Origin of the sequence: Brevibacterium sp. HMSC07C04 (assembly GCF_001815905.1) — a bacterium.
Taxonomy (GTDB): Bacteria; Actinomycetota; Actinomycetes; order Actinomycetales; family Brevibacteriaceae; genus Brevibacterium.
Genome location: NZ_KV823235.1, coordinates 15,045 through 40,017, shown reverse-complemented (window position 1 = coordinate 40,017; position 24,973 = coordinate 15,045). Strand labels below are relative to the sequence as shown.

Genomic DNA, 24,973 nt, shown 5'->3' with positions numbered 1-24,973 from the left:
TCAGCGAGAGTGACCCGCGCAGGTGAGAACAAAGCTGAAAGCGCACATTGTGTGCCCTCAGCCGAACGCCAAGCGTTCCGCACCTGCCTGCGGAGCGCTTTTTGTTTTGGGCAAACCAACAGATGTATTGAAAGGAATACCATGGCGAGGCTTGACAAGGCAGCCGCGGTAAAGGAGATCAAAAACCGTTTTGACAACTCCTCCGCTGCAGTGCTGACCGAGTACCGTGGTCTCACAGTGGGCGAAATGCAGCAGCTGCGTCGTTCGCTGGGCGAGAACACCACCTACGCCGTGGTAAAGAACACGCTGACGGCCATCGCGGCTAAGGAAGCTGGAATCGACGCGTTTGAAGGTCTGCTTAACGGCCCGACCGCCATCGCGTTCATCGAAGGCGAACCTGTTGACGCTGCGAAGGCCCTGCGGGACTTTGCCAAGGCGAATCCCAAGCTGGTCATCAAGGGCGGTTACTTCGACGGTGCTGCTCTTACAGCTGAGGATGTTTCGAAGCTGGCGGAACTCGAATCTCGCGAGGTGCTGCTTGCCAAGGCAGCCGGCGCTATGAAGGGCAGCCTCTACAAGGCCGCCTACACGTTCACTGCACCTGCCGTCAAGGCGGTTCGCACCGTGGACGCTCTGCGCGCCAAGCAGGAATCGGAAGCCGCCTGAGCTTCATAACCACAAACCGGTTTTCCTATAGCTGAACAGCTGTAGACCCATTAATGGAAGGACTTTGCCACCATGGCTAAGCTCACCCCCGAAGAGCTCATTGAAGCTTTCAAGGAACTGACCCTCATCGAACTCAACGATTTCGTCAAGAAGTTCGAAGAAGAATTCGAAGTTGAAGCAGCTGCTCCGGTCGCTGCTGTTGCCGCTCCGGCTGCTGGCGGCGGCGACGCCGGCGGCGCTGCCGAAGAACAGAGCGAATTCGACGTTGTCCTCGAATCCGCTGGCGACAAGAAGGTTCCGGTTATTAAGGAAGTCCGTGCTCTGACTTCGCTGGGCCTGAAGGAAGCCAAGGACCTCGTTGACTCGGCTCCCAAGCCGATCCTCGAAGGCGCTTCGAAGGAAGACGCTGAAAAGGCTAAGGAACAGCTCGAAGCTGCAGGCGCCACCGTCTCGCTCAAGTGATCATCGGTCACTGACTGTTCTACAGCGAAACCCCCGGGATGTTTCCCGGGGGTTTCCCTGTATTCAGGCTTCTTCTTACGAGACGCCGCTCACCTGATTTCTGAAACCACGGTCAGACTGCCTGGCGGCGAGTGCTGTAGGTGCGGCTATTCTTTCGCCACTGCTTCTTGGGCTTCCTCGTAGCGCTGACGGGCCAAGCGGGCTTCTTCCTGAGCCTTGGCGGCCTCTTCTTCGGCAGCGGCGAGGTCTTCCTTGGCTGCTGCGAGCAGTTGCGAGGCCTTGGTTGGCGCACTGTCGGATGTCTTGCTGCCCGCATCACCCGGCACGAAGAGGATGATGGAGGACAGCGCGATCAGGGCCATGGCGAGTGTGGCGCCCAGGCCGAGCATGGCGGCTTCGCGGACTGCCGTGTTGTCCTGACGGCCCGTGAATTCAATGGCGCTGCCCAGCAGCGTGGAATCCGAGGTGGACAGGACGGTGTAGATGGTCGTCGGGATAGCGGCGCCGAAGGCGGCGCCAAGAGACGAAGCCACCTTGTACACACCAGAGCCTGCGCCGGCCTTGTCATCTGGCAGGGCACTCAGTGCTGCGTCGGTGGAAGGGGTGGCGTAGAAGGCCAGACCCAGTCCGAACAGGCTGAAGGCGATAATCGCCAGGACGAGGTAGGTCTGCGTCATCACGTTGGTGCCCATGAGCAGAATGATTGCGGCGATGACGATCATCGCGCCCCACATCATCGGCTTTTTAGCACCGAACTTCTGCAGCAGCTTCTCGCCGACGCGAATGAAGGCGATGATGAAGATCGCGTAGCCCAGTGTGTAGTACCCGGCTGTAGCCGCGTCCATTCCGGCTGCGTCCTGTAGCACCCAGAGGGTGACCGGGATAAGACCGGCGGTTGCATTGATCATGAGGTTGGAGATGGTCGCCCCTGTGAACACCGGGTTCTTGAACAGGGAGAAGTCCACCAGGGGCGCTTCACTCTTGTTTTCCACCCGAACGAACAGGGTCAATGCGATGATGGAAACAGCCAGGAGCGTCCATGTGATCCAGTTGGTCCAGCCGATGGTGGAACCCTGCGTGACGACCAGCAGGAGAGTCAGTACGAAGGTCGCCAGGGTGAAGATGCCGGGCACGTCCGTCTTTGCGCCTGCGTCCTTTGCCGGAGCATCCTCGGGAATCTGACGCATGAGCAGAATGGAAACTACGGAGATCAGCGCGCAGATGATGAAGATCGAACGCCATCCGAGTGCCGTGGAGGCCATGAAGCCGCCGAAGATAGCGGCCAGACCAGAGCCGCCCCACGAGCCGATGGACCACATGGATACGGCTCGCTGTCGTGCGGCTCCCTGCCAGTAGGTCTTGAGAAGTGCCATCGTGGCGGGCATGATGCAGGCTGCGGAAAGGCCCTGCAGGATGCGGCCGATGATCAGCATGACGTTGCCGACGCCGCCGGTGATGGCCAAACCGACCAGAAGGGAGCCGATGATTCCCAGGATGTTGCCGATTGTGGTCATCCGCACGCGGCCGATGCGGTCGGCAAAACCGCCGGCGACCACGATGAACATCCCGGAGAACAGGGCGGACAGGGAGATGGCGATGTTCATGACCGTCGCGGGCGTGTTGATGTCCTGGCCCATCGCCGGGCCGATGTTCAGTGTGGTCTGTGCGAAGAGCCAGAAGGTGATGACGGCAAGTACGATGCCCAAGAGGGCGGAGTCATTGCCTTTGAATTCTTTAGCCATTTCGACCGATTGTCTTGTAGTGGTCATGGCTTGATCCTTATTTGGTCAACCAGGCGGAAGCGGCAACAACGACTGCTTCTGCGCCGCGGTCGAGGGTGGGTTGGAGGTCGGGGGCGAAAGCCGGATTGTGGTTGCCGACTGCTCTGCTCATATCCGCAAAGCCGCCGAGGCCCCAGTAGCTGTAGGGCACGCCGAGTTCGTCCGGAATGATTGAGAAGTCCTCTGACGCTGGCACCGGGTCCAGGTCGCAGGCTTCTTCGCCGAAGTACGCGTCGAATGCCTTGCGGGCGGTGTCTGTGGCATCCCCGTCGTTGTCGGTGAGGGGGTAGCGGTCGTAGTACGTGAATTCGGGTTCTTGGGGGCTGCGGGCAGCAGTGCACTCTGCTCGCACATTGCGCTCGATAGCCTCTTTCAGGTGTGCGCTGACATCGCTGCTGTAGGCGCGGGTGTTGATGAGCAGTTCGGCGGAATCGGTGATGATGTTGGACTTAGTGCCCGCGTGGATGGCTCCGACGGTCACCACTGCGGTTTCCTTGGCGGCGACTTCACGCGAGACGATGGTCTGAAGGCGCATCACGATGGTGGATGCCAAGACAACGGGATCGACGCCCAGTTCCGGCATGGAGCCGTGGGAGCCTTTGCCGTGCACGGTGACTTTGACTGAGAAAGCAGAAGAAAGCACCGGGCCGCGGCGAGTGCCCACGAAACCGCAGGGAAGGCTTGCCAGCACGTGCTGGCCGAGATAGACATCGGGCTGGGGCATTGCCTTCTTCAGGTCTGCTGCAAGCATTGCGCGTGCGCCTTCGGCGGTTTCTTCAGCGGGTTGGAAGACGCCGATGAATGTGCCGGACCACTGGTTCTTGTTGTCGTTGAAGGCCTGCAGTGCCGTCAGCAGCGACATGATGTGGAAGTCGTGGCCGCAAGCGTGGGCGACGGGGACTTCCGCGCCGGTCTTTTGGTCAACCTGCGTTGCTGTGGAGGCGTAGTCTTTGCCCGAGACTTCCTTGACCGGCAGCGCGTCTATGTCTGCGCGCATAGCCACGACGGGCCCGTCGCCGTTTTCAATGATGGCAAGCACACCGGTGTCTCCGATGCGGTGCGTGGAGATTTCTGAGGCTTCGAGCTCTTGCACGATCCGGTCTGCGGTGCCGTGCTCCTGCATGGAGAGCTCAGGGTGTTGGTGGAAGTATTTGTACAGTTCTTCGCGTTCAGATCGGGTAGACGCGAGGCCACCCAAAATCTTTCTGACGCTGTCAGTTGTGGTGGACATACTTCAATTATAGGCGGGCGTTAAGGCTACTGCCAGGGAATTCTCAGGAATTTACTTTCGCAGAAGCAGGCGTTCAGGTTCCGAATCTGAGGGCGATCGTTGGGGTGCCCGGGCTGAGGCGCACTCAGCGCTTGTGCTTCACGAGGTGCCGCTCACCTGATTCGCTTAGCTTCGCCGATCCCCGTGGTGGGAAGGTACGTGAACGGCTGTGCCTGGCGGGTGCTCACTTCGGCATCACCCCCTTCTGGGTCTGCCAGCTGTGCGGCGACTGCCGCGATGTCGTTTGCCTGAGCTTGGACGAATGCCCTGTCGACGGGTTGGCCGTGGCCGGGGCAGAAGACGCTGAGCCCATCGATGGTGAGGATCTCGCGCAGCGACTGCGCCCATGCGCTGGGCAGTGCGTCGTCACCGAACTGGGGCGGAGCACCCTCTTCGATGAGGTCTCCGACGATGAGCGCATCTGCCACCTGCAGAACGAGGTCGCTTTCCGTGTGTCCGCAGTATTCGTGCACTGTCACCTCGGCGCCGCCGAGGTCAATGGTGTCGCCACGGCCTATGATTCGCGTGGTTTTGACGACGAGTTCGGTCGGATCGGCTGGGAGCTCGGGTTCGTCGGCCGCGGGAACTTCCGCCAGCTGAAGCCATGCACTTGCAGCCTGGTCTTGAGCGAAGCGCTCTGAAGCGAAGAAGTCTTCAATTCCCTCGCTGCGCAGGTGGGCATTTCCGAAGAAGTGGTCCCAGTGGTCGTGCGTGTTGACTACGGCAATCGGCAGGCCGGTGATTCCACGCACGGCGGTGAGGATGCGCTGTGCTTGCCTGGGCCCCGAGCCGGTGTCCACCAGCAGCGCCTTGTCTGTGCCGACGACGAGGTAGCTGTTGACCGCGGCTGGGTCAGTTGTAATGACATAGATGCCGGTCTGCTGCGCTGAGCTGTCTGTCAAAGGCCCTCCTGTGGTTCTTGAAGTCTACTGGCCGGGATGGTCAGCGCGGGGATCGCGGCTGAAACCGGGTCCGGGCGGGGGAGCGGTGTCGGACATTCCGGGCTGTGAGGGCCGAGGTGCCGGTCCGGGTGGGAACGGTCCGGGTGGTTTCGGGAGTCCCGGCGGTCCATGCTGCTGTCGGCGAGGTGCTGGTGGGTAGGGCGAAATCTGCTGGCTCTGTGGCTGGAGCGGGTGTGGCGCATGCCGAGGGCCTGCTGGGCCGCTGGGGTGTGGGCGGGCCGCACCGCCTGGCACGCCCTGCGGGGGTTTGGGTTTCTTTGGTCGAAGCAGCATCCACACGACAACGCCGATGAGCATGAGCGCCAAAAGCACGAGAGCCAACCAGATGAGACTGCGCAGCCCCCAGAAAACAGCGAAAGCGCACGCAATGAGTCCCCACCACAGTGCATATTGGCGTGACGTCAGTGCGCCGATGGCGAGCAGAACCGCGTGGTCTGCCAAGAACAGCACCGTCAGCCAGCCGGGCCCAGTTGCTGCGGCCACTATCCCGGCCGCCGTCAGGATCATCCAGGCAACCAGAATCAGCACGTCGAACACCGTGAACGATTGGCTTGCCGATGGGGGTGACCAAGGAGTGTTTCGGGCTCGGCGGGCCAGCACGAGGCCCCATGTGACTGCAACTGCTGTGGGTACGTGCCACAGGACGACGAAGGGGCTGTCGATGAAGCCGTCGATTGCCAGCATGACTGCGACAGCTCCGAGATACGAAGCACCTTCCCGGCACCCGAGTCTGTGGCTTGGATTCCTGAGGAATCGCGCGGCGCCGAACACCATGAGCGCCAAAATCGCGAATGTCAGTCCCGCAGCTGCACGCTTGGGGTTTTCGAGCCATCCGCGGTCGACCGTCACGAACATCTGCGCGAACAGGGCCATGAGCAGTGCCAGACCGGCCGTGATGAGAGTAGCGAGAATCTTGCGGTTGAAAAGAATGAGAACCCAGTGGCCGGCGTAGGACACCGCCCACACACCCCAAGATGCGAGCAGCATTCCCAGAGAGAAGCTCTTGGTCAGTTCGCCGAATACTGAGAAGAGGCCCATGAAGAGTGTGAGCCCCGCTGCCAGCTGGAGCCATTGAATCGACAGGCTCACGCTCATCCAGGCGATTGCGACCGCGGTCAGGGCGAACGCTGTCGCAATCACTGCAGTTGGAACACCGAGAAACCGCGTTGTCTGAACAGCCCAGAGCCCGCAGGTGAAGATCAAGACCGGAACTGCGAACAGGCGGAGTCTCCCAGGTTCGGCGGGGTGCTTTCGGCGAAGATCGGAGACCGCCCCCTGAGTTCCCGCCGCTGCAGCCAACGCCGCGACACCTGCGGTGATCATGACGATGGAAGCGCTGAGAACTCGACCGTCAGTGCCGAAGAACGTGTGCCGGAAGACTCCGGAGGCAGCAGCAGTCGCCCATACGATTGACATGGCGTATGCCGCTTGTGCCCGCCGAGCTCGCCCCTTCAGCCGCAAACGGTGCGACACTGCCCAAAGGACAGCTGATCCGATCCCGGCCAGTGGGATGAAGACAGCCGCGCTGTAGTTCACTCCTGCAGAGCGGCTGATGATGAAGCCCAGTGCTGCGGAAGCGCCGAAGGCGGCGCACAGTGCTGCAAGGGACATGACAGCAGAGCGGAAGAGGAAAGCAGCCCCGGCAAAGATTGCGGCAGCTGCCGCGGAAGCTGCAAAGAAGATCCACAACCACAGCGTGGAATTGTCTGCCCACACGAGAAACGTAAACGGCAGGCCGCCGGCAATGCTGATGACTGTCGTGCAGACCGTGGATGTCGATCGCAGCTGTCGGCGCTGCCTGCCCGCTTCGGTCCGCGAAGCAAAAGACAGTGCGCCGTGTCCGACGACCATGACAGTGCTCATAACAAGCAGCACCGCGCTTGAGGTCCACGGCGGTGTGAGATCTGACAAGCCGGCGGCCAGGATTGGCGCCGATGCCAGCGACAGTGCCGATGCCGCCTGGAGGAAAACAGAGTCCGATTGCCAGGCAGACCATGCACACACGAGCCCGGCCAGAAACAGGATGACTCCAGCGGCAAGCAGCGACGGGGCCATCGCGTTGAATGACGCTTCGCTCTGCTGTGTGGACGAGGAAACTGCTCCGAGGCGCGACGTCACACGCAAAGCCAGTATCGACACCGTGAGAATCGCGGTGGAAATGTACAGCGCAATGAGCAGCGTCAGCTGTCTGCCCCGGCGGGCGAACAACGGCAGAACAGCTGTCAGGATGAGGATTTGGATGAATCCGGCAGCGATCCCAGCGGTTGAGACAGTCACTGAGCACGTGGGCACAAAGCCGCCAGCTGTCGGTTCGGGGCTGGCTGTGGTCCGGCATATGGAGCCCGTCAGAGTTGTGATGCCGATTGTGCTGGCAAGCACCGCCGCGCCCAGGGCGTAGGTCCAGCTGCGGCACGTGCCCAACACGATGTAGAACACCGTGAGAACCAGCCAGAAAACGCCCTTCGCCCACGGTGAATCGTCAGGCAGGGTGATGAGCGCGCAGACACCCGACGCCGGAGCGATGATCTGCCCCAGCAGGGAGAAGGGCCGCGCCCAGTGAACCTGCTGGCCCCGGGCTGCGGAGAGAAAAGAGCGAAACCCGGCGGCGCCTCGTGAGTGATAGGGCCGGGCAGCGGCCGCCGGGCCTTCGAGCACGCGGCCGACCACTATGAACAGCATCGACACGATCACCAAGCCGACCCCGTAGTAGGCAAAGGACGGCCCGCCGAAGTTGATGGCGGACAGCACCGTCGAGCCGAGGAAAAGCAGGCCGAACCACGTGACGAACTCTGAGCGCAGCAGGGCAGCCGCAAGGGCACAGCTGACCAGCCCGAACGCCGAGGCGGCAAGCCACGCAGTCTTCGCACCGGTGATGCCAAGACCCCCGAGGGCGGCTCCCGAAACCGGAAGGAGGACGAGGCCGACCGCCGTCAGGGCAATGCCGACCGGCTTGAGGCGGGAGGACAGCAGCGAAATGAGCAGACCGGCGCCGTAGGTGATGATCCCGGTGCTGATGACGGCTGCCCCGCGCAGGAGCGCGTGTTCGGCGATGCCTACGAAGATGAATGCCGCGATCACAAGGAAGGTGGCCGCAACACCCAGCAGGATGTTCGCGTAGACGGAGGTGTCGCTGTTCATTCCGGCTGGAGCAGGGTCAGGGGCAGTCGGGCGCGGGGGATACGGCCCACGCCCAGGACCGTGGTGAGCGGCCACGGTCCGCAGCTGACGAGGTTCGGCGGGCGGGAAGGGCGCCACATTGGGTCCGACGGGCTGGCGGGCAGGCGTGGTCCCGGGCGGGGTCTGTGGGGAGCGGACGGTCTGTTGGGCGTCCGCGTGGGGCAGGGCAAGCCCAATGAGGCTGTAGATGAGCGCGGCGAGTGTCGCCAAGAACAGCAGCGGAACCGAGCCGAGTGTCGCGAGCATAAGCGGCAGGTTGAACATCTGGGCCTCCCAATAGATAGGCCCAGATTAACGTGAAGCCCCTCACAGTTGACTACCGGAATTACGCCGCAATCCAATATGTTGGACAGTGACTATAGGTCACAGGTGCTGGCGAGAAGTGGGGGAGTGCGGCACCTGGCAGGCCCGAATGGGTGGGCGCACAGGGCACATGCAGAAGCGCCCTGCCCGTCGCGACATTCGTCGGACCGTGCAGAGCGCAAAATGAGTGGAGAGGCAAAACCCTACCACACGGGGCCTTGCTGCGGCAGGACCAATCGGCTATCCTGAATGTTTGTGTTGCAGTGGGTTTGCTGTGCCTTCATATAGCGGTGGGCATCAAACTAGCACACCTCGGCCGAATCCGTTCTAATGTCAGCGGATCGAGTGTCGCTACAGCGGCCTGATCGGCCCGCGGGTGTCCAACGCTGCAGTGCACGAGTGATGACCACAACGTGGAAGGAACCCATTGGCCGCCGCCAACGAAAACATCAGGACCGCTAACCCGCCTCAGCGCATTTCCTTCGCGAAGATCCACGAACCTCTCGAAGTTCCCAACCTCCTGGGACTGCAGACCGACAGCTTCGACTGGCTGATCGGCTCGGAAGCCTGGCAGGAGCGAGTTGCGGAAGCAATCGAGAACGGCGACACCTCCGTTCCGGAAACCTCGGGACTCGAAGACATCTTCGAAGAGATCTCTCCCATCGAAGACTTCTCGGGCTCCATGTCGCTGTCGTTCCGCGACCACCGCTTTGAACCGCCCAAGTACTCAATCGACGAGTGCAAGGAGCGCGACATCACCTATTCGGCGCCGCTGTTCGTCACCGCCGAATTCATGAACACCTCCACCATGGAGATCAAGAGCCAGACGGTGTTCATGGGCGACTTCCCGCTCATGACCCCCAAGGGCACCTTCATCATCAACGGAACCGAGCGCGTTGTCGTTTCGCAGCTCGTGCGCTCGCCCGGCGCCTACTTCGAGTCCGCTCCGGACAAGACCTCCGACAAGGACATCTTCACCGCGAAGATCATCCCGTCGCGCGGTGCCTGGATCGAATTCGAAGTCGACAAGCGCGACCAGGTCGGCGTCCGCCTCGACCGCAAACGCAAGCAGTCGGTCACAGTTCTGCTCAAGGCACTCGGCTGGACCTCGTCGGAAATCCTCGAACGCTACGGCGAATTCGAATCGATCCGCGAAACCCTGGCCAAGGACACCGTCGAAACGCGCGAAGAAGCGCTCATCGACATCTACCGCAAGCTGCGCCCGTCCGAACCGGCGACCGTCGAGGCCGCAGAGAACCTTCTGCAGAACCTCTACTTCAACCCCAAGCGCTACGACCTTGCCAAGGTCGGCCGCTACAAGGTCAACCGCAAGCTCGGACTCGATGAAGACGTCACGCAGGGCGTGCTCACCACCGAAGACATCGCGGCGGCCATCCACTACATCGTCGCGCTGCACGCCGGTCACGAAACGCTCAAGGGCGTTCGTGACGGTGAAAGCGCCGACATCCCGGTGGCGCTGGACGACATCGACCACTTCGGCAACCGCCGCATCCGCGCGGTCGGAGAACTGATCGAAGGCCAGGTTCGCACCGGTCTGTCGCGCATGGAGCGCGTGGTCCGCGAACGCATGACCACCCAGGACGTCGAAGCGATCACCCCGCAGACGCTGATCAACATCCGACCCGTCGTGGCAGCCATCAAAGAGTTCTTCGGAACCTCGCAGCTGTCGCAGTTCATGGACCAGAACAACCCGCTGGCCGGACTTACCCACAAGCGCCGCCTGTCGGCGCTGGGCCCCGGCGGTCTGTCCCGCGACCGTGCGGGCATGGAAGTCCGCGACGTCCACCCGTCGCACTACGGGCGCATGTGCCCCATCGAAACGCCGGAAGGCCCCAACATCGGTCTGATCGGCTCGCTGGCCTCCTACGCGCGCATCAACCCGTTCGGTTTCATCGAAACTCCGTACCGCATTGTCGAAAACGGTGTTGTCACCGACAAGACGCGCTACCTGACGGCCGACGATGAGCTCCCGTACAACATCGCCCAGGCCAACGCGCCGCTGACCGAAGACCAGCGCTTCGCGGAAGAATTCGTCCTGTCCCGCCCCAAGGGCGGTTCAGGCGAAGCCGAACTGCTGCCGAAGGAAGAAATCGACTTCATGGACGTCTCCGCACGTCAGATGGTGTCGGTCGGCACGGCTCTCATTCCCTTCCTCGAACACGACGACGCCAACCGCGCCCTCATGGGTGCCAACATGCAGCGCCAGGCAGTTCCGCTGGTCCGTTCGGAAGCACCGCTGGTCGGCACCGGCATGGAGTACCGTTCGGCAATCGACGCCGGCGACGTCATCACGGCAGACAAGTCCGGTGTGGTCACCGAAGTCTCGGCTGACTACGTCACCGTCATGAACGACGACGACACCCAGACCATCTACCGAGCAGAGAAGTTCCGCCGTTCCAACCACGGCACCTCGTACAACCAGAGGATCATCGTCTCCGAGGGCGACCGTGTCGAAGCCGGCGCGGTGCTGGCTGACGGCCCATCCACCCAGAACGGCGAAATGGCACTCGGCAAGAACCTCCTCGTCGCGTTCATGTCGTGGGAAGGCTACAACTTCGAAGACGCCATCATCCTGTCCCAGCGCATGGTCCAGGACGACGTGCTGTCCTCAATCCACATTGAGGAATACGAAGTCGACGCCCGCGATACCAAGCTCGGCGCCGAAGAGATCACCCGCGACATCCCGAACATTGCGCAGGAAGCTCTGGCCGACCTCGACGACCGCGGCATCATCCGCATCGGCGCCGAAGTCACCGACGGCGACATCCTGGTCGGCAAGGTCACGCCGAAGGGCGAAACCGAACTCACGCCCGAAGAGCGCCTGCTGCGCGCCATCTTCGGTGAGAAGTCCCGCGAAGTCCGCGACACCTCGCTCAAGGTGCCCCACGGCGAAACCGGAACCGTGATCGCCGTCAAGGTCTTCGACCGCGAAGAAGACGACGAACTCACCCCCGGTGTGAACCAGCTGGTGCGCGTCTATGTGGCCCAGCGCCGCAAGATCACCGTCGGCGACAAGATGGCCGGACGCCACGGCAACAAGGGCGTCATCTCGACGATCCTGCCGGTTGAGGACATGCCGTTCATGGAAGACGGAACCCCCGTCGACATCATCCTCAACCCGCACGGTGTGCCTCGCCGAATGAACATCGGCCAGGTCTTCGAAACCCACCTCGGGTGGGCAGCCAAACAGGGCTGGAAGATCGAGGGCAGCCCCGAATGGGCGCAGGAGCTCAAGGAAGCCGGTTTCGACCTCGAAGCCGAGCCCGGCACCAACGTCGCAACCCCGGTGTTCGACGGAGCGCACGAACCCGAACTGCGCGGCCTGCTCGACAGCACCCGCCTCAACCGCGACGGTGAGCGGCTCATCGACGGATCCGGCAAGGCTCGCCTGTTCGACGGACGCTCCGGCGAACCGTTCCCGTACCCGATCTCGGTGGGCTACATGTACATGCTCAAGCTGCACCACCTGGTCGACGACAAGATCCACGCCCGCTCCACCGGTCCGTACTCGATGATCACCCAGCAGCCGCTGGGCGGTAAGGCGCAGTTCGGCGGCCAGCGCTTCGGCGAAATGGAAGTGTGGGCCCTCGAAGCCTACGGTGCGGCCTACACGCTGCAGGAACTCCTGACCACCAAGTCAGACGACGTTCCAGGCCGCGTCAAGGTGTATGAGGCAATCGTCAAGGGCGAGAACCTGCCCGACCCGGGCATCCCCGAGTCGTTCAAGGTCCTCATCAAGGAAATGCAGTCGCTGTGCCTTGACATCGAAGTTCTGTCGGCAGACGGCCACGCTGTCGAAATGCGCGAAGACGACGAAATGTACCGGGCCGCTGAAGAGCTCGGCATCAACCTCTCGCGCGACGAAGCCCAGACAGTCGACGAAGTCTGACAGCCAGCCAGCCCGAATTTTTACTGACCTTCTGAAGGTCACCAAGGAAGAGGATTTACGTGCCTGACGTTAATTTCTTTGATGAACTGCGCATCGGCCTGGCCACGGCTGATGAGGTTCGCCAGTGGTCGCACGGCGAAGTCAAAAAGCCCGAAACCATCAACTACCGCACGCTTAAGCCAGAGAAGGACGGTCTGTTCTGCGAGCGGATCTTCGGTCCCACGCGCGACTGGGAATGCGCCTGCGGTAAGTACAAGCGCGTTCGCTTCAAGGGCATCATCTGTGAGCGCTGCGGTGTGGAAGTCACCCGCGCCAAGGTGCGCCGTGAGCGCATGGGCCACATTGAGCTCGCCGCGCCCGTCACCCACATCTGGTACTTCAAGGGTGTGCCCAGCCGCCTGGGCTACCTGTTGGACCTGGCGCCGAAGGACCTCGAAAAGGTCATCTACTTCGCGGCCTACATGATCACGTCGGTCGATGAAGACTCGCGCCACCGGGACATGCCCACCCTGCAGAACCAGGTGGACATTGAGAAGAAGCAGATCGAAGACCGCATGAGCGCGGACCTCGATCGCCGCACCAAGAAGCTCGAAGACGACCTCAAGGAACTCGAAGCCGACGGTGCAACCGCTGCGGCTAAGAGCAAGGTCGAAAAGCAGGCCAATAAGGAGCTCGGCAACATCCGCCGCAACTCCGAACGCCAGCTCGACCGCCTGGAACAGGTGTGGGACCGCTTCAAGAACCTCAAGGTCGCAGACCTCGAAGGCGACGAAAGCCTGTACCGCGACATGGTCGCCCGCTTCGGCATCTACTTCGAAGGCTCCATGGGTGCAGCTGCCATCCAGCAGCGCCTCAAGGACTTCGACCTCGAATCCGAAGCCGAAATGCTGCGCGAACTCATTCGCACCGGCAAGGGCCAGCGCAAGACCCGCGCGCTCAAGCGCCTCAAGGTCGTCAACGCATTCATGACCACGGACAACAAGCCCGAGGGCATGGTGCTCGACGCGATCCCGGTCATCCCGCCGGAACTGCGCCCCATGGTGCAGCTCGACGGTGGCCGCTTCGCAACCAGCGACCTCAACGACCTCTACCGTCGTGTCATCAACCGCAACAACCGCCTCAAGCGCCTGCTTGACCTCGGTGCACCCGAAATCATCGTCAACAACGAAAAGCGGATGCTCCAGGAAGCTGTTGACTCGCTGTTCGACAACGGTCGCCGCGGCCGCCCCGTCACCGGACCGGGCAACCGTCCGCTTAAGTCTCTGTCCGACATGCTCAAGGGCAAGCAGGGACGTTTCCGTCAGAACCTTCTGGGCAAGCGCGTCGACTACTCCGGCCGTTCGGTCATTGTTGTCGGCCCCACGCTGAAGCTGCACGAATGCGGTCTGCCCAAGACCATGGCGCTGGAACTGTTCAAGCCGTTCGTGATGAAGCGCCTGGTTGACCTCAACCACGCGCAGAACATCAAGTCCGCCAAGCGCATGGTCGAACGTCAGCACCCGCAGGTGTGGGACGTGCTCGAAGAAGTCATTCAGGAGCACCCCGTCCTTCTCAACCGCGCACCCACCCTGCACCGTCTGGGCATTCAGGCCTTCGAACCGCAGCTGGTCGAAGGCAAGGCAATTCAGATTCACCCGCTGGTCTGCACCGCCTTCAACGCCGACTTCGACGGTGACCAGATGGCAGTCCACCTGCCGCTGTCAGCTGAAGCACAGGCCGAAGCACGCCTGCTGATGCTGTCGGCAAACAACATCCTCAAGCCCTCGGACGGCAAGCCCGTGACCATGCCCACGCAGGACATGATCATCGGCATCTTCCACCTGACCTCCGAACGCGAAGACGTTCCCGGCATCGGCCGTGAGTTCGGTTCGGTGGCCGAAGCCATCATGGCCTACGACCGTGGCGAACTCGACCTCGGCGCAAAGGTGAAGATCCGCCTGAGCAACATCGTTCCGCATCGAAAGATGGAACTGCCGGAAGGATGGGAAGCTGGCGACACCCTCGTTCTTGAGACCACGCTGGGCCGTGCGCTGTTCAACCGGTCGCTGCCGGAAAACTACCCGTACGTCAACGAGACCATCGGCAAAAAGCAGCTGTCGAAGATCGTCAACCGCCTTGCAGACAACTACCCGCGTGTAGAAGTCGCCCAGGCGCTCGACAACTTCAAGGAAACCGGCTTCTACCAGGCAACCCGCTCAGGTCTGACCGTCGCAATGAGCGACATCGTGTCCCCGGAATCCAAGGAACAGTCGCTCAACGAAGCCGAAGAACTCGTCGACAAGGTAGAAGAACAGTACGCCTTCGGTGCGCTCACCGACGACGAGCGCCGTACCGAACTGGTCAAGATCTGGTCGGACACCACCGACAAGATCGCCGAGGCAATGCAGAAGAACTTCACGTCGGAGAACTCGATTCTGCGCCTGGTCGAATCCGGTGCTTCCGGTAACTGGACGCAGGTTCGCCAGCTGGCCGCAATGCGCGGTCTCGTGACGAACCCCAAGGGTGAAATCATCCCGCGTCCGATTAAGTCGAACTACCGCGAAGGCCTGTCGGTCCTCGAGTACTTCATCGCATCGCACGGTGCTCGTAAGGGACTGGCAGACACCGCTCTGCGTACCGCAGACTCCGGTTACCTGACGCGTCGTCTGGTGGATGTTTCGCAGGATGTCATCATCCGCACCGAAACCACCGACTCGAAGCGCGGAATCACGCTTCCCGTCGCCCAGGAAGATGCCAACGGCAAGCTTGTCGTGCACGAATGGGCCGAAACCTCGGTTATGGGCCGCCTCACGGCAGTCGACGTCACCGACGCCGACGGCAACGTCGTGGTGCCCGCCAAGACCGACATTTCGGTCGATGTGCTCGACCAGCTGGTCGCAGCCGGTATCCGCGAAGTCAAGGTCCTGTCGGTCCTCACCGCAGACTCCGACGCGCAGATCTCGGCTGAGCACTACGGCCGGTCCATGGCAACCGGCAAGCTTGTCGACATCGGCGAAGCAGTCGGCACCGTGGCTGCACAGTCGATTGGTGAACCCGGTACGCAGCTGACCATGCGCACGTTCCACACCGGTGGTGTTGCTGCCGGAGGCGGCGGTGACATCACGCAGGGTCTGCCGCGTGTCACCGAGCTCTTCGAAGCACGGACGCCCAAGGGCTACGCGCCGATTTCGGAAGCCGCCGGCAAGGTCAAGATCGACGACAGCCGCAAGACGCGCTACGTCATCGTGATCCCCGCGGACGGCTCCGACGAAATCGAGCACGCAGTCGGCCGCCGCGCAAAGCTTCTGGTTGAAGACGGTCAGAACATCGAAGCCGGAACCCAGCTGGTCGAAGGTGCTATCGATCCCAAGCAGGTGCTGCGCATCCGCGGTCGTCGCGACGCCGAAAAGTTCCTTGTCGACGAAGTCCAGAAGGTCTACCGTTCGCAGGGTGTCGGCATTCACGACAAGCACATCGAAGTCATCGTGCGTCAGATGCTTCGCCGCGTGACGGTCATCGAATCCGGTGACACCAACCTGCTGCCGGGTGAACTGGTTGACCGCGGCCGCTACCAGGACGAAAACAAGCGCGTCGTCGCTGAAGGCGGCCAGCCGGCTTCCGCACGTGACGAACTCATGGGCATTACGAAGGCATCGCTGGCCACCGAATCGTGGCTGTCGGCCGCATCGTTCCAGGAGACCACGCGCGTCCTGACCGAAGCGGCAATGGAAGGCAAGTCCGACCCGCTGCTGGGCCTGAAGGAGAACGTCATCCTCGGTAAGCTCATCCCGGCCGGTACCGGTATGCACCGCTACCGCAACCTGGTTGTCGAACCGACTGACGAAGCCAAGCAGGAAATGTTCTCGAACACCTACGGCGACTTCTACCCGGCATTCGCCGGCGAAGGCTCGACCATTCCGCTCGAGGACTACGACTTCGGCGGCTTCGGCGACATCTGATTCGCCTAAGCGTGTGATTCGGCTGCGCAGCTGAATCACCAGCGCGACTAAGCGGGGGAGAGGCGCTTGTCTCTCCCCCGTGGGCAAGCTGCTGAGCGGGTAGACCGCCAAGCCCAAGCCCGGCGCACAGCGGCCCGGAGGGATTTTCCCTCCGGGCCGCTTGTGTTCTGTGGGTAGGTGCGCTGCGAGGTGCCGCCCGGCTGGGACCGAGCCCTCCACCTCGGCACCGGATCTCAACCTCGCAGACCCCACAACTGCGGCCCACGCCTTAGCAACAGAAACTCCCGTCAGCAGTTGTTGCTAAGGCGCAGATCCGTAGCTAACGGGAGTTTGCTTGTTGCTAAGGGTGTTTTACGGCTTCGGGGGTTTGCCGGGTCGCCGAACTGGGCGCCGAAAAGCGCGCCGAGGGCGTCCTCGCCCTTTGGGAAAAGCCACTTCATCCACAATCGCCCAGAAAATCCACAGGGTTATCCACAGATATGGACTGGGGGTTGTGGAGCGATAGGTTCTCGGACGACAGTTGCATATGTTCAACGTGTTCTCGCTTCAAGAGGCAAAGGCTTTCGGCGCTCAAAAGTGGCAGGTCGAAAGGGCCGTCGGCTGTTGCCTCGAACGGCTGTATCGGTCCTGCTATTTCGTCAATCGCACCTGCGCCAAACACACTCAGTTCAACCGTTTCGCAGAACCGGAGATTCTGTACCTGATAGGGGAGGCCACCTCAACAGGGAAGGGGCGCGCATGGTTCCAGCTGCAGGAGAAGAAGCACCTCGGCAAAGCTGAATTCATCGGCCGACGGCTGAGTGAACGCGATGTTCTCAGCCACGAAACTGCCGCCCTGATCTACGGGCTTCCCGTGCTGACCGTTCCAAGCAAGGTGCAGATCATCAACCCGTCACGGTCCCGGGCAGGTGAAAGGTTTGTTCGGCGCCAGAGGCAGATTCGCCAACCTGAAGAGACCACCCTGTGGCATAGCGTTGCTGTCACCAGTTCGGTGCGCACGGTGCTGGATATCGCGAATGACAATTCGCTTGAGCACGCGGTCGTCGCGTTCGACGCTCTGCTGCTCTCGAAACCGAAAAAGGCACCGGCCTACGAACACTCTGCCCGCGAGCTCATCGACGCGAACGTGAAGTTCGCTGCCTCGCAGCGGGTGGTCACACTCATGGAGTATTCGACGGGGCTGGCCGAATCGTACGGTGAAAGTGTCTGCATGGTCACGGTGCGCAACCTTGGCGTCAAAGGACTGGTCCAGCAGGCGAACATTGTCGATGAGAACGGTGACTTCGTTGCCCGCGTTGACGGCCTGATTCCTGACAAGCGCATAATCATCGAGTTCGACGGGGCCGTGAAGTACCGAGACACCGGTGTCGGCGGCATCAATGAGCGCGGTGATCAATTCATGCTCGAGAAGCAACGTGAACACAGGCTGCACGTGCTCGGATACACGGTGGTGCGGATCATGTGGCACGACCTGCAGAACCCTCTCCGCCTGAGGGAACGACTAGCTGCAGTGGGTGCACTCGGCTAAGCGCGCCTTGGTCCTCCGCCTCGGGAGCCGTCCCACAGCCGCCGCCCACGCTTCAGCCGCAAAAACTCCCGTCAGCAGCTGTTGCTAAGGCGCAGACCTGCAGCTAACGGGAGTTTTCTTGTGGCTAACGGGTGCATCCCATCGATGCCCCTAAGCCCTACCCCAGCAGCGCTTCGAGCTCGTCCCAGCGCTCCTTCGGGACAGCTTTCAGTGATTCAACCGCATCGGCCATGGGGACGCGGATGATGTCTGTGCCGGAGAGGCTGGTCATGTAGCCCCAGCTGGCGTCGTGGACGAGGTCGACTGCGGCTAGGCCCAGACGTGTGGCAAGTACGCGGTCGTAGGCGGTGGGGACCCCTCCGCGCTGCAGGTGGCCGAGGATTATCGCGCGAGTTTCGATGCCCGTCATGCGTTCGACTTCGGCTGCGACGTAGTCGCCGATTCCCCCGAGCCTCGGCCTCCCGTCGGCGGCGATTCCGGCAACCCCTTCTTCTGCGTCAACGCCGACGGGCACAAATCCTTCTGCAACCACGACGATGGGGGCGCGGCCTCGGTTGCGGGCGCTTTGAACCCACTCGGCGACGCGTTCCATGGTCACGGGGAATTCGGGCAGCAGGATGGCCTGTGCTCCTGCGGCCATGCCGGCGTGCAGTGCGATCCAGCCGACGTGCCTGCCCATGACTTCGACAACCATGCACCGGTGGTGTGATTCTGCTGTTGTGCGCAGTGCGTCGATGGAGCGTGTGGCGATTGCCGCTGCCGTGTCGAATCCGAACGTGTAGTCGGTGCTGCCGAGGTCGTTGTCAATGGTCTTGGGCACGCCGACTACGGGCAGTCCTTCGTCGTCAGCGAGTCGCGCGGCCCCAGCGAGCGTGCCTTCACCGCCGATGGCGATGACGCCGTCGATCTCGTTGTCCTTCATGACCTGGCGCATGGCATCCGGCCCGCCCCCGGAGTAGGGGTGGGTGCGTGATGTGCCGAGAACAGTCCCGCCGCGGCCGCTGATTCCGCGCACATCGTGGGTGGTCAGCGGATGCAGGTCGCCTTCCAGCAGGCCCCGCCATCCGTCGCGGATGCCGACGAATTCATCACCGGAAAGTCGCACGCCTTTGCGGACGGCGCCGCGGATGACGGCGTTGAGGCCGGGGCAGTCGCCGCCGGAGGTCAGAATTCCGATCTTCACATTGGTCCTTTCGTCCGTGTGTGCGGAGGTCGTGTGTCATACGGGCATCAGGGTGCGGGCCGCTCGATGTTGTGCGGGCGGCCTGTTTCTACGAGGTGTTCTTACGAGGTGCCGCTCACCTAACGCTGTATGTTCTGGCCAGCGGTTACCTGCCGCCGGTCTGGACTCCAGGGTCCAGGTGGACGTCGTTTCCGCCCATGAGGTTGAAGCCTTTGATGATGAGCGTTCCGTTTGAGCCGTCGCCAAAGGCATTGGGTTTGATGTCGTTGCCGCCAAGGATATTCACCGAGTGGTCGATGATGCGCACGCCGGCGGGCACGTATATGTCTGAACCGCCCATTGTGTTCATGCTGAAGATCGTGATTTCTGCGCCCGGCCCGCAGACTTCAGACAAATAGAGGTCGCTGCCGCCCATCAGCGCGAAGGATGTCACCTGCGGGGTGTTCGCAGCGATCGATTTGGAGGATCCGCCGAGAACTGCAATGTCTGTCACTGTCGGCCCGTCTCCGGGTCGCGCGGGAACGACGGCGTTCTTTGGCTGCACGGCTGACGAGGTGCCGCCCGGCTTAGGGGCGTTTGTTTCCTCCCTGATTCGGGACTCGATTTCGCGGCCTTCGGGAATGTCGTGAATGATCGGAAGCAGTTCGTGAAGGTAGATGCAGGCCAGAACGGCGTTCTGGCGCTCGTCTAGATCCTCTGGTGAGAGCCGACCCGCGACGTGTGCGTTGGAGATGACCTGCAGGACATCGTCACGGTCGCGATCAGAGGCGCGAATGCGGTGCTGGTGCTGGTCGAAGGCGTCGCTGGCGGAGGGCCGGTAATCAGTCATTCTTCAACAATAGTGCTGGGCGGACTGTGCGTCGTGGAATGTTTTCGGAGAATGAGCGAACCTCAAGCAAACTCCTTGCAGAACACGGCTGCCGGCGCGTTACAGTTGGAACGCCTGAAATCGCCAGGTCAAGCACCGTCCAACCGTGTTTTGACCGAGTGCCTCGCCGAGGGTTACCCTAGGTGTATCTGCGATTTTTCGGCAGGCGGTGTTGTTGCCCTATGGCGGTGAAGTTTTCATCATCACACGGAAAACATCAACACCGGTGGTTCTTCGCCATATACCGACAGACAGTGCGGCTGCACTGGAAACGGCGGTGGAAGCCACGTCTGCAGTCGGGCACGCAGCTTCACCCGGCCGCAGAAGGATACGCTCCTGAATCCTCAGGAGATTAGGAATAACGAGAAGCATCGGAGAACCTGATAAGTGCCTACTATTCAGCAGCTCGTCCGCAAGGGACGGCACGACAAGCCGGCGAAGAACGCTACGCCTGCTCTTAAGGGCAGCCCGCAGCGTCGCGGCGTGTGCACTCGCGTGTACACGACCACGCCGAAGAAGCCCAACTCGGCACTGCGCAAGGTCGCACGTGTCAAGCTCTCTTCGCAGATCGAAGTGACCGCCTACATCCCGGGTGAAGGCCACAACCTCCAGGAGCACTCCATCGTGCTCGTGCGCGGAGGCCGTGTGAAGGACCTCCCCGGTGTCCGCTACAAGATTGTTCGCGGTGCACTCGACACTCAGCCCGTCAAGGGCCGTCAGCAGGCTCGCAGCCGCTACGGAGCGAAGAAGGAGAAGAAGTAATGCCGCGTAAGGGCCCCGCACCCAAGCGCCCGGTCGCAATCGACCCGGTCTACAACTCACCGCTGGTCACCCAGCTCATCAACAAGGTCCTCCTCGACGGCAAGCGTTCCACCGCTGAGCGCATCGTCTACGGCGCACTCGAAAGCGCTTCGGAGAAGGCCAATGTCGAGGCTCTCACCCTTCTGAAGAAGGCCCTCGACAACATTCGCCCGTCGCTTGAGGTCCGCTCCCGCCGCGTCGGCGGTGCCACCTACCAGGTGCCGGTTGACGTCCGCCCCGCCCGTTCCACCACGCTGGCGCTGCGCTGGCTGGTTCAGTTTGCTCGCCAGCGTCGTGAAAAGACGATGACCGAGCGTCTGATGAACGAAATCCTCGACGCTTCCAACGGCCTTGGTGCTGCTGTGAAGCGCCGCGAGGACATGCACAAGATGGCTGAGTCCAACAAGGCCTTCGCTCACTACCGCTGGTAATCATCAGGCGGTGCCCGCTTTGGCGGGTGCTGCTTGTCCAGGTACTTCTTACGAGAGAGGGACACCGTGGCACTTGAAGTGCTGACTGACCTTAAAAAGGTCCGCAACATCGGCATCATGGCTCACATTGATGCCGGTAAGACAACCACCACCGAACGAATCCTGTTCTACACCGGCGTCAACTACAAGCTGGGCGAAACCCACGACGGCGCTTCGACCATGGACTGGATGGAGCAGGAACAGGAGCGCGGCATCACGATTACATCGGCCGCGACGACCTGCTACTGGCAAGACAACCAGATCAACATCATCGACACCCCCGGGCACGTCGACTTCACCGTGGAAGTGGAGCGTTCGCTCCGCGTTCTCGACGGCGCTGTCGCTGTGTTCGACGGCAAGGAAGGTGTTGAGCCGCAGTCCGAAACCGTTTGGCGTCAGGCTGACAAGTACGACGTCCCGCGCGTCTGCTTTGTCAACAAGATGGACAAGCTCGGTGCTGACTTCTACTACACCGTCGGCACCATCAAGGACCGTCTCGGCGCTAAGCCGCTGGTCATTCAGCTGCCCATCGGCGCTGAAAGCGACTTCGAGGGCGTTGTCGACCTCCTCGAAATGAAGGCCTACGTCTGGCCGGACGAAACCAAGATGGGCCAGGACATGCAGGAAATCGAAATCCCTGCTGACCTGCAGGAACGCGCGGAAGAATACCGTGCAGCCCTGGTCGAAGACGTTGCCGAAGCCAGTGAAGAGCTCATGGAGAAGTACCTCGAAGAAGGCGAACTCTCCATCGACGAAATCAAGGCCGGCATCCGCCAGCTCACGATTGCCTCAGAAGCCTTCCCCGTCATGTGCGGTTCGGCTTTCAAGAACAAGGGTGTGCAGAAGGTCCTTGACGCTGTCATCGACTACCTGCCTTCGCCGCTTGACGTTCCGCCGGTCACCGGCCTCGTCTACGGCAAGGAGGACGAAGAGGTTGTGCGCAAACCCTCGAAGGACGAACCGTTCTCGGCTCTGGCCTTCAAGGTTGCAACGCACCCGTTCTTCGGTTCGCTCACCTACATTCGCGTGTACTCCGGTCACGTGAAGTCCGGTGACACGCTGCTGAATACCACCACCGGCAAGCGTGAGCGCGTAGGCAAGCTCTTCCAGATGCACTCCAACAAGGAAAACCCTGTTGAAGAGGCATTTGCAGGTCACATCTATGCCTTCATCGGCCTGAAGGACACCACTACCGGTGACACCCTCGCCGATCCGTCCAACCCGGTTGTTCTGGAGTCGATGGCATTCCCCGAGCCCGTCATCTTCGTTTCTATCGAACCGAAGACGAAGGGCGACCAGGAAAAGCTGTCCTCGGCTATTCAGAAGCTCGTCAAGGAAGACCCGACGTTCACGGTCAACCTCAACGAAGAAACCGGCCAGACCGAAATCGGCGGCATGGGCGAACTTCACCTCGATGTGTTCGTCGACCGCATGAAGCGCGAATTCAAGGTCGAAGCCAACATCGGCAAGCCTCAGGTTGCGTACCGCGAAACCATTCGCAAGGCAGTCGAAAAGTACGACTACACGCACAAGAAGCAGACCGGTGGTTCGGGCCAGTTCGCCAAGGTTCAGATCACCATCGAGCCGATGGAGGTCGAAGGCGACAAGATCTACGAATTCGACAACGCGATCACCGGTGGCCGCGTGCCCCGCGAATACATTCCGTCGGTGGATGCGGGCATCCAGGATGCCATGCAGGTCGGTGTTCTCGCCGGCTACCCGATGGTCGGCATCAAGGCCACCCTGGTCGACGGTGCTTACCACGACGTCGACTCGTCGGAAATGGCGTTCAAGCTCGCCGGTTCGATGGCATTCAAGGAGGCTGCTCCCAAGGCGCGCCCCGTGCTGCTCGAACCGCTCATGGATGTCGAAGTCCGCACTCCGGAGGAGTACATGGGCGACGTCATCGGCGACCTGAACTCGCGTCGCGGACAGGTGCAGTCGATGGAAGACGCCACCGGCATTAAGGTTGTGCGTGCACTCGTCCCGCTGTCGGAAATGTTCGGCTACATCGGCGACCTGCGCTCCAAGACGCAGGGACGTGCCGTTTACGGCATGCAGTTCCACTCGTACGCCGAAGTTCCGCAGAACGTTTCGGACGAAATCATCCAAAAGACCCGCGGCGGAGAATAATCTCCCCGTTGCTCGGCGGGGCAGCTCAACGCTGTCCCGCCGAGCGCAACAAGTAAAAAGGCGCGGCGCTCACAAGCTTGCGCCGCACCAATCACTAGGAGGAACCCAGTGGCAAAGGCTAGCTTCGAAAGGACTAAGCCGCACGTCAACATCGGTACCATTGGTCACGTTGACCACGGTAAGACGACTCTGACCGCGGCAATCACGAAGGTCCTTGCAGACCAGTACCCCGACCTCAACGAAGCACGTGCATTCGACCAGGTCGACAACGCTCCTGAAGAGCGTGAACGTGGTATTACCATCAACGTTTCGCACGTTGAGTACGAGACCGAAAAGCGTCACTACGCTCACGTTGACGCCCCCGGTCACGCTGACTACGTCAAGAACATGATCACCGGTGCCGCCCAGATGGACGGCGCAATCCTGGTTGTCGCTGCAACCGACGGCCCGATGCCGCAGACCCGTGAGCACGTTCTGCTCGCTCGCCAGGTCGGCGTTCCCTACATCGTCGTGGCTCTGAACAAGTCCGACATGATCGACGACGAAGACCTCTTCGACCTCGTCGAAATGGAAGTCCGCGAACTCCTGTCTGACCAGGAATTCCCCGGCGACGACGCACCTGTCATCCGCGTTTCGGCTCTCAAGGCCCTCGAAGGCGACCCGGAATGGGTCAAGTCGGTCCAGGACCTCATGGAAGCTGTCGACGAAAACGTTCCGGAACCGGAGCGCGACATCGACAAGGACTTCCTCATGCCCGTGGAAGACGTCTTCACCATTACCGGTCGCGGCACCGTCGTCACCGGTCGTGTTGAGCGCGGCATCCTGCTGCCGAACGAAGAAATCGAGATCGTCGGCATCAAGCCGCAGTCCTCGAAGACCACCGTCACCGCTATCGAAATGTTCCGCAAGACCCTGCCGGACGCTCGTGCAGGTGAAAACGTCGGTCTGCTTCTGCGCGGCACCAAGCGCGAAGACGTTGAGCGCGGTCAGGTCATCGTGAAGCCCGGCAGCATCACGCCGCACACCAAGTTCGACGCACAGGTCTACATCCTGTCGAAGGAAGAAGGCGGCCGTCACAACCCCTTCTACTCGAACTACCGTCCGCAGTTCTACTTCCGCACCACGGACGTCACCGGCGTCATCACGCTGCCTGAAGGCACCGAGATGGTTATGCCCGGCGACGACACCGAAATGTCGGTCGAGCTCATCCAGCCGGTCGCCATGGAAGAAGGCCTCCGCTTCGCTATCCGCGAAGGTGGACGCACCGTCGGCGCAGGCCGTGTCACCAAGATCCACGCCTGATCTTCTGACAGCCTGACAGAGAGCCCCGTGGTTTCGGCCGCGGGGCTCTTTGTTGTCTGCATAGGCGAGGAAGCGGCTTCCAACAGCGCAGAGGGTGAGACGGCCGAAGGAACTGCGGCACGCCGTGACGCACAACATCAGCCTCCGATTTGAGCTTGTGTGCTAGGTGTGCCAAGATGTGTAGGTTGCGTTTTCGGGCGCAGACCCCTGCTCGGCATC

The 24,973-nt window shown here is 61.5% G+C and carries 15 protein-coding genes; 9 read left to right on the top strand and 6 right to left on the bottom strand.

From position 1 onward, the window contains the following. The first annotated feature begins 141 nt into the window (after positions 1 to 141). Both rplJ and rplL read left to right on the top strand, forming a co-directional pair. Positions 142 to 666 (top strand): 50S ribosomal protein L10, encoded by a 525-nt coding sequence (gene rplJ / locus HMPREF3162_RS00480; protein WP_070573406.1) that lies wholly within the window; start codon positions 142 to 144, stop codon positions 664 to 666. Between the two features lie 72 nt (positions 667 to 738). Then, positions 739 to 1,128 carry a 50S ribosomal protein L7/L12 gene (rplL, locus tag HMPREF3162_RS00475; protein ID WP_070573410.1) on the top strand — a complete coding sequence of 130 codons (390 nt, stop codon included), beginning with the start codon at positions 739 to 741 and terminating at the stop codon, positions 1,126 to 1,128. Positions 1,129 to 1,274: 146 nt separating this feature from the next. Here the strand turns inward: rplL and HMPREF3162_RS00470 are convergent, their stop codons facing one another. The 4 genes from HMPREF3162_RS00470 to HMPREF3162_RS00455 all read right to left on the bottom strand — a co-directional run bounded on the left by HMPREF3162_RS00470 (position 1,275) and on the right by HMPREF3162_RS00455 (position 8,582). Then, positions 1,275 to 2,897 (bottom strand): MFS transporter, encoded by a 1,623-nt coding sequence (locus tag HMPREF3162_RS00470; protein WP_070776540.1) that lies wholly within the window; start codon positions 2,895 to 2,897, stop codon positions 1,275 to 1,277. 10 nt (positions 2,898 to 2,907) lie between these two features. Then, positions 2,908 to 4,140 (bottom strand): amidohydrolase, encoded by a 1,233-nt coding sequence (locus HMPREF3162_RS00465; RefSeq protein ID WP_070776539.1) that lies wholly within the window; start codon positions 4,138 to 4,140, stop codon positions 2,908 to 2,910. A gap of 152 nt (positions 4,141 to 4,292) precedes the next feature. Next, on the bottom strand, positions 4,293 to 5,081 hold the full coding sequence (locus tag HMPREF3162_RS00460) for an MBL fold metallo-hydrolase (protein WP_070776538.1): 789 nt from the start codon (positions 5,079 to 5,081) through the stop codon (positions 4,293 to 4,295). Positions 5,082 to 5,105: 24 nt separating this feature from the next. Continuing rightward, positions 5,106 to 8,582 (bottom strand): proline-rich domain-containing protein, encoded by a 3,477-nt coding sequence (locus HMPREF3162_RS00455; RefSeq protein ID WP_070776537.1) that lies wholly within the window; start codon positions 8,580 to 8,582, stop codon positions 5,106 to 5,108. Positions 8,583 to 9,048: 466 nt separating this feature from the next. On the opposite strand from HMPREF3162_RS00455, the gene rpoB reads away from it, so the two are divergent. From rpoB to HMPREF3162_RS00440, 3 genes are all read left to right on the top strand, one after another. Next, positions 9,049 to 12,531, top strand: coding sequence for a DNA-directed RNA polymerase subunit beta (rpoB, locus tag HMPREF3162_RS00450; protein ID WP_070776536.1), 3,483 nt, complete (start codon positions 9,049 to 9,051; stop codon positions 12,529 to 12,531). A 59-nt stretch (positions 12,532 to 12,590) separates the two neighbouring features. Next, a complete protein-coding gene (locus tag HMPREF3162_RS00445) occupies positions 12,591 to 16,469 on the top strand; it encodes a DNA-directed RNA polymerase subunit beta' (protein WP_070776535.1) in 3,879 nt (1,292 codons plus the stop codon). A 526-nt stretch (positions 16,470 to 16,995) separates the two neighbouring features. Continuing rightward, the gene (locus HMPREF3162_RS00440; protein ID WP_070776534.1) at positions 16,996 to 17,997 is read left to right on the top strand and encodes a PDDEXK family nuclease; all 1,002 of its coding nucleotides are present in this window, start codon (positions 16,996 to 16,998) and stop codon (positions 17,995 to 17,997) included. Between the two features lie 157 nt (positions 17,998 to 18,154). On the opposite strand, the gene HMPREF3162_RS00435 is transcribed toward HMPREF3162_RS00440, so the two are convergent. Beyond that, positions 18,155 to 19,180, bottom strand: a complete 1,026-nt coding sequence (locus tag HMPREF3162_RS00435; protein ID WP_070776533.1) for an ATP-dependent 6-phosphofructokinase — start codon at positions 19,178 to 19,180, stop codon at positions 18,155 to 18,157. Between the two features lie 145 nt (positions 19,181 to 19,325). Beyond that, positions 19,326 to 20,009 (bottom strand): DUF1707 SHOCT-like domain-containing protein, encoded by a 684-nt coding sequence (locus tag HMPREF3162_RS00430; protein WP_070573429.1) that lies wholly within the window; start codon positions 20,007 to 20,009, stop codon positions 19,326 to 19,328. Between the two features lie 426 nt (positions 20,010 to 20,435). Between HMPREF3162_RS00430 and rpsL the strand changes: the two genes are divergently transcribed. The 4 genes from rpsL (at position 20,436) to tuf (ending at position 24,754) form a co-directional block, all read left to right on the top strand. Beyond that, positions 20,436 to 20,810 carry a 30S ribosomal protein S12 gene (gene rpsL / locus HMPREF3162_RS00425; RefSeq protein WP_019174631.1) on the top strand — a complete coding sequence of 125 codons (375 nt, stop codon included), beginning with the start codon at positions 20,436 to 20,438 and terminating at the stop codon, positions 20,808 to 20,810. Further along, the gene (gene rpsG / locus HMPREF3162_RS00420; protein ID WP_019174632.1) at positions 20,810 to 21,280 is read left to right on the top strand and encodes a 30S ribosomal protein S7; all 471 of its coding nucleotides are present in this window, start codon (positions 20,810 to 20,812) and stop codon (positions 21,278 to 21,280) included. The genes rpsL and rpsG overlap by 1 nt, the downstream gene beginning before the upstream one ends. A gap of 66 nt (positions 21,281 to 21,346) precedes the next feature. Then, positions 21,347 to 23,452 carry an elongation factor G gene (gene fusA / locus HMPREF3162_RS00415; protein ID WP_070573431.1) on the top strand — a complete coding sequence of 702 codons (2,106 nt, stop codon included), beginning with the start codon at positions 21,347 to 21,349 and terminating at the stop codon, positions 23,450 to 23,452. 108 nt (positions 23,453 to 23,560) lie between these two features. Next, the gene (gene tuf, locus HMPREF3162_RS00410) at positions 23,561 to 24,754 is read left to right on the top strand and encodes an elongation factor Tu (protein WP_070573433.1); all 1,194 of its coding nucleotides are present in this window, start codon (positions 23,561 to 23,563) and stop codon (positions 24,752 to 24,754) included. Positions 24,755 to 24,973: the final 219 nt, after the last annotated feature.